We start from the raw sequence: 3,201 nt of genomic DNA, 5'->3' as shown, positions 1-3,201 counted from the left end.
GGCGCCATCCGGGTGTTCCGGGGCGTGGGCGGCGCGCCGGCTCGTCAGACTCGTTGCCGATTGTCGCGGTGGTGTCGCTTCAAAACTGCGGGGGGGGGGGGCCCCCCCCCCCCCCCCCCCACCACCCGTCAACCAAGAATCACCAGGAGGACTTCGTCACACCGGGAAGAAATCCAGCGTGCGCCTGCTCCCTCACCCGGACCCGGGAGAGTCCGAACTTCCGCAGGTGGCCACGAGGGCGGCCGTCCACGCTGTCCCGGTTACGGACTCTGGTCGCGCTGGCGTTCCGCGGCTGGCGCCGGAGTTCCTGTACCGCGGCTGTCCGCTCGGCCTCCGGAGTGCCGGGGCGGCGGATGATCTCCTTCAGCTCCGCGCGCCGGGCGGCGTACCGCTCGACGATCACCTTGCGCTTCTCGTTCTGCGCGATCTTGCTCTTCTTGGCCATCAGACCTTCACTCCCCGTGCACGGATACGTGCGACAGCCGCTTCGATGCCGATCGTGTCGACCGTCTTGATCGCCCTGGCGCTGAGCGTCAGGCGCACGTACCGCCCCTCACTGGGAAGCCAGTAGCGCTTGCGCTGGATGTTCGGATCGAACCGGCGTGACGTGCGGCGGTGCGAGTGGGAGATGTTGTTGCCGAAGCCCGGCTGTGCGCCGGTCAGTTGGCAGTGGGCGGACACGGGGTTCCCTACCTCTCGTCGATCCGGCTCCCATTCTTGAACATGGAAACCATTGCCATATAGTAGCGCCATGGCTCGCAACGAAGTACGACCGGTCATCAAGCTCCGATCCACCGCTGGGACCGGCTACACCTACGTCACCCGCAAGAACCGGCGGAACAACCCCGACCGGCTGGTGCTGCGCAAGTTCGACCCGGCCGCCGGCCGTCACGTCGACTTCCGCGAAGAGCGCTGACTCCACCTCCTCCGCCGAGACTCACTTCTAGGACCCCTCATGAAGCCCGGAATCCACCCCAGCTACGCCCCCGTCGTCTTCCGCGACAAGGCCGCAGACTTCGCCTTCCTCACTCGCTCCACCCTGACCAGCGACCGGACCGTCGAGTGGGAGGACGGACACACCTATCCGGTGGTCGACGTGGAGATCTCCTCCGCGAGCCACCCCTTCTACACCGGTACCGCCCGCGTACTGGACACGGCAGGCCGGGTGGAGCGCTTCGAACGCCGCTACGGACGGCGCGAGGGCCGGTAATGGGGAGCGACCGGAAGCTGCCCGTCGTCCTTGTCGGTGGACTTCACTCCGAAGCCCGCACCGAGGTGGTGGAAGGACTGCTCCGCGGGTTGCCGCACAGCGTGGCCCTGCACCACGACTTGACGGCTGCGGGCGACGGAGCAGTGCACCGTAGCGTGAGGAACGCCTCCGAAGTGCTGTCCCGTGGTGACGCCAGCCTGGTGAACGACTGCGCGTGCTGCGCTCTGCGTGAGGACCTGATGCCGGAGCTGGAGCGCCTGGCCACCGACGGCGTGACCCGAACGGCCATCGTCGAGCTGTGGGACTCCGTCGAACCGAAGCCGATGGCCGAAGTCGTCGCCGCACATGGCGAAGGGCTGATGGAGGTGACCAGCGTGATCACGGCTGTGCATCCCGCCCTCGTGCTGCCTTACCTCGTCAACGGCGACGACCTTGCCGAGGCCGGCTTGCCCGCCGCAGCCGAGGACCAGCGGACGGTCGGTGACACATGGGCCAGACAGCTCGAATACGCCTCCGTCATCGCCCTCACGGAGGACGAAGCGGCAGACGAGGAGGACCTGGCGCTGATCGGCCAGATGCACCCCACCGCACGGCGCACCGCCGCGGGATCAGAAGAGCTGCTGGAACTGGCCCTCGCCGGGTTCGACGTCGAAGCGGCCGGCGCCGGCCAGCACCCGGCCTGCGCCCTCCTCCCGCAGGAGGCAGAGGAAGCCGGGGTGAGCACCCTCGTGTGGCGCAAGCACCGCCCCTTCCACCCTGAACGCCTGTACGACGCCTTGGAGGACCTGAGCTGCGCGGCCGCTCGCAGTCGGGGGCGATTCTGGCTGGCGGACCGGCCCGACACTCTCCTGTCCTGGGACGCGGCCGGAGGCGCCCTGTGCGTCGAGGACGTCGGCCCCTGGCTCGCCTCCTTGCCGGATGCCGCCTGGGAGATGGTTCCGCCGTTCCGCCGCGCGGCGGCCGCGCTGGACTGGCACCCGGACCACGGCGACCGATGCCAGCACCTGGTGTTCATCTCCCCCAGTCTCGACCGGCAGGGACTCACCGCCCTGCTGGACTCCTGCCTGCTGACCGATGCTGAATTCCGAGCGGGACGCGACAGCTGGAAAAGGCTGCCGGCCGCGTTCGACTCCCTTCTCGACCCGGTGCGCTGACGACCGGCCGCCCGATCCCCGACCCCACAACTCCCAGGAGAACCGATGGCTCGCCGACAGGACCCCCGCAAGCCCGCCAAGAATCGCCCGAACCCCCTTGACGCGGCCAAGATCACCTACATCGACTACAAGGACACGGACCTGCTGCGGAAGTTCATGTCCGACCGGGGCAAGATCCGCAGCCGCCGGGTGACGCGCGTCAGCGCTCAACAGCAACGACAGATCGCCACCGCGATCAAGAACGCGCGCGAAATGGCCCTGCTGCCGTACTCGACCAGTCGGTGATCTGACAGCCTCTGAGCATTTCGTCTGTCACGCCACCCTTCTGGTGAGGGTCATCTGCGCCACCTGAGCCGCAGGCGGTGTCCCTCGAACAGAGTTAGGGGGTGGAAATGCCGGACATCCTCTTGTCTCGTCGCGCGGCAAGCGAAGTCGGCGCCTTCCAGACAGTACGACTGAGAAGGAGCCAGCGAGATGCCCACAGCTGCGGCGCACCAGCCCGTCCCGGCCCATCCCCACCAGCATGGTCCCGGTTGAGGTCACGTAGCGCTTCCGCGTCATGACCACACCGACTACGCACACCACGGCCATCTTCACCGCGTGCACGGCGACCGTGTGGACGATTGCGTGAATCCCACACACGCCGTGCACGAGGGATATGAACATCAGCACGGGATGAACTGCGGACACGCCGCCATCCCGCACGGTGATCACCTCGATTACATACACGACGGGCATCGGCGCGCCTTCCACGAAGGCCGCTGGGACGAGCGCTGAACACTGACAGGTCCGCCGTCGGCCACGGCAACCTCAGTACACGGACAGGAGGGGTGCCCC

At 67.6% G+C, this 3,201-nt stretch carries 6 protein-coding genes; 4 read left to right on the top strand and 2 right to left on the bottom strand.

The genetic code is table 11. From position 1 onward, the window contains the following. Positions 1-139: 139 nt before the first annotated feature. Both rpsN and rpmB read right to left on the bottom strand, forming a co-directional pair. Positions 140-445, bottom strand: coding sequence for a 30S ribosomal protein S14 (gene rpsN / locus ACFWMZ_RS09025; protein WP_383171752.1), 306 nt, complete (start codon positions 443-445; stop codon positions 140-142). Continuing rightward, positions 445-681 carry a 50S ribosomal protein L28 gene (rpmB, locus tag ACFWMZ_RS09020; RefSeq protein WP_383200451.1) on the bottom strand — a complete coding sequence of 79 codons (237 nt, stop codon included), beginning with the start codon at positions 679-681 and terminating at the stop codon, positions 445-447. The genes rpsN and rpmB overlap by 1 nt, the downstream gene beginning before the upstream one ends. Positions 682-751: 70 nt before the next feature. On the opposite strand from rpmB, the gene rpmG reads away from it, so the two are divergent. From rpmG to rpsR, 4 genes are read left to right on the top strand one after another with little or no spacing between them, the layout of a single operon-like run. After that, positions 752-916, top strand: a complete 165-nt coding sequence (gene rpmG, locus ACFWMZ_RS09015; RefSeq protein ID WP_383171748.1) for a 50S ribosomal protein L33 — start codon at positions 752-754, stop codon at positions 914-916. A 39-nt stretch (positions 917-955) separates the two neighbouring features. Beyond that, a complete protein-coding gene (locus ACFWMZ_RS09010) occupies positions 956-1,210 on the top strand; it encodes a type B 50S ribosomal protein L31 (RefSeq protein ID WP_383171746.1) in 255 nt (84 codons plus the stop codon). Continuing rightward, on the top strand, positions 1,210-2,364 hold the full coding sequence (locus tag ACFWMZ_RS09005) for a CobW family GTP-binding protein (protein ID WP_383200449.1): 1,155 nt from the start codon (positions 1,210-1,212) through the stop codon (positions 2,362-2,364). Before ACFWMZ_RS09010 ends, ACFWMZ_RS09005 begins: the two co-directional genes overlap by 1 nt. Positions 2,365-2,409: 45 nt before the next feature. Beyond that, entirely contained in the window at positions 2,410-2,649 is a 240-nt protein-coding gene (gene rpsR / locus ACFWMZ_RS09000; RefSeq protein WP_383200446.1) for a 30S ribosomal protein S18, read from the top strand. The last annotated feature ends 552 nt before the right edge of the window (positions 2,650-3,201 follow it).

Source organism: Streptomyces sp. NPDC058373, from assembly GCF_042723275.1.
Lineage (GTDB): Bacteria > Actinomycetota > Actinomycetes > Streptomycetales > Streptomycetaceae > Streptomyces.
This window is presented reverse-complemented; position numbering and strand designations above follow the sequence as displayed.